A 1,723-nucleotide genomic window follows, 5' to 3' on the forward strand; every position below is an offset into this window, starting at 1 on the left:
CCACGTGGTCGGGACGCCGAAGGCGGGCACCGCCTACCCCGACCTCTGGGTCACTCCCGAGGCCTTCGAGGCCCAGATCGCCGCGCTGCGGCGCGCGGGCTACGTCGGCGTCACCCTCGGCGAGGTCTGGGACGCGTGGAAAGGCCGGGGGCGCCTGCCCGCCCGTCCGGTCGTGGTGTCCTTCGACGACGGCGACCTCTCGCAGGTGATGAACGCGGCGCCGGTCCTGAAGACGGCCGGCTGGCCAGGGGTGCTGAACCTGGCGGTCGACCACCTGGGCCCGAAGGGCCTGCCGCGGTGGGGTGCGAAGCGCATGCTGCGCGACGGCTGGGAGATCGGGTCCCACACGATCAGCCATGCCGACCTCACGACGCTCGGGCCCGACCAGTTGCGCCGGGAGCTCGCCGGGTCTCGTGCACGGATCCGCGAGGAGCTCGGTGTCGACCCCCGGTTCTTCTGCTATCCGGCAGGTCGGAACAACGAGACCGTCCGGGCGGCGGTGCGGGCCGCCGGGTATCTCGCCGCCACCACCGTCGAGCCGGGCGTGGCCTCCAGGCAGGACGACCCGATGCTGCTGCCCCGCGTGCGGGTCCAGGCCGCCACTGACCCCACGCGGTTGCTGGAGATGGCTCGCGGCTGAGGCCCGCCGTATCCTTGCGCGCCATGAGCGCGCCAACGACGGTCGACCGGCTCGATGTGACCTTCCCGTCGGGACGGGCCCAGTGCGCGGCATGGTGGTACCGGCCCGGAGGCGACGGTCCGGCCCCGTGCGTCGTGATGGCCCACGGCTTCAGCATGACCCGTCGCGACGGCCTCGAGCCCTACGCGGAGGCCTTCGCCGCGGCCGGCGCGCACGTGCTCGTGTTCGACCATCGCTTTCTCGGCGATTCGGGCGGTGAGCCGCGGCAGCGCTTCCGACCGCGCGCCCAGCAGGAGGACTGGCGTTCGGCCATGGCGTACGCGCGGACCCTGGCCGGCGTCGACCCGCAGCGCATCGTCCCGTGGGGCTTCTCGTTCTCCGGCGGCCACATCGTGACGCTGCTGAGCCGCGGGGTCGATGCTGCCGCCGCGATGGTGCTGTGCCCGTTCGTCGACGGCCTCGCACGCGTGCTGGCCACGCCGCCCAAGCTCGTCGCCTGGGTCCTGCCCCGGGCGGTGGCCGACCTGGCCGGACGCCATACCCTGATCCCCGTGACCGGGGCTCCGGGCTCGCACGCGGCGATGACGCTCCCGGGCGAGGCGGAGGGCTTCGCCGCGTCCAAGGGCCCGGGATCGCGGTGGCGCAACGAGATCTCGCCCGGCGTCTTCGCCACGGTCGCGCTGTTCCGCCCCGTCCGCAAGGCGGCGGCGATCACGGTCCCGTTGTGGGTCGGTCGCTGCACCGAGGACATCACCGCCGACGGCGCGGCGATCGGACGTCTCGCACAGCGCGCCCACCACGCCGAGCTGCAGGACCTTCCTGGGGACCACTTCGCCCCGTTCCACGGCGAGGGGATCGCCACGACCATCGATCACCAGGTGGCGTTCCTCCGACGGACGGTCCTCTAGCCGGGCCGCCCGCGCGCCATGGTGGCGCGCCGGCACTCGACCTGCGCCGTCGGGCCGTCCGTAGCAGCAGTGACCCCGACGAAGGAGACCCCATGAGGACCGCTTCTCGTATCGCTGCCGTCACTGCCGCCGTAGCGCTCGCCGCAGGGGGGATCGCCGCGTGCGGCGACGACGA

Annotated in this window: 2 protein-coding genes; both read left to right on the forward strand. The window is 73.6% G+C overall.

The window, feature by feature from the left end:
- Positions 1 to 640, forward strand: a 640-nt coding sequence (locus ABYE80_RS20550; protein ID WP_372792273.1) for a polysaccharide deacetylase family protein, incomplete at its 5' end; no start/stop codon positions are given.
- 23 nt (positions 641 to 663) lie between these two features.
- Positions 664 to 1,548 carry an alpha/beta hydrolase gene (locus ABYE80_RS20555; protein ID WP_372792275.1) on the forward strand — a complete coding sequence of 295 codons (885 nt, stop codon included), beginning with the start codon at positions 664 to 666 and terminating at the stop codon, positions 1,546 to 1,548.
- The last annotated feature ends 175 nt before the right edge of the window (positions 1,549 to 1,723 follow it).

Origin of the sequence: Paraconexibacter sp. (genome assembly GCF_041602235.1) — a bacterium.
Classification (GTDB): domain Bacteria; phylum Actinomycetota; class Thermoleophilia; order Solirubrobacterales; family Solirubrobacteraceae; genus Paraconexibacter.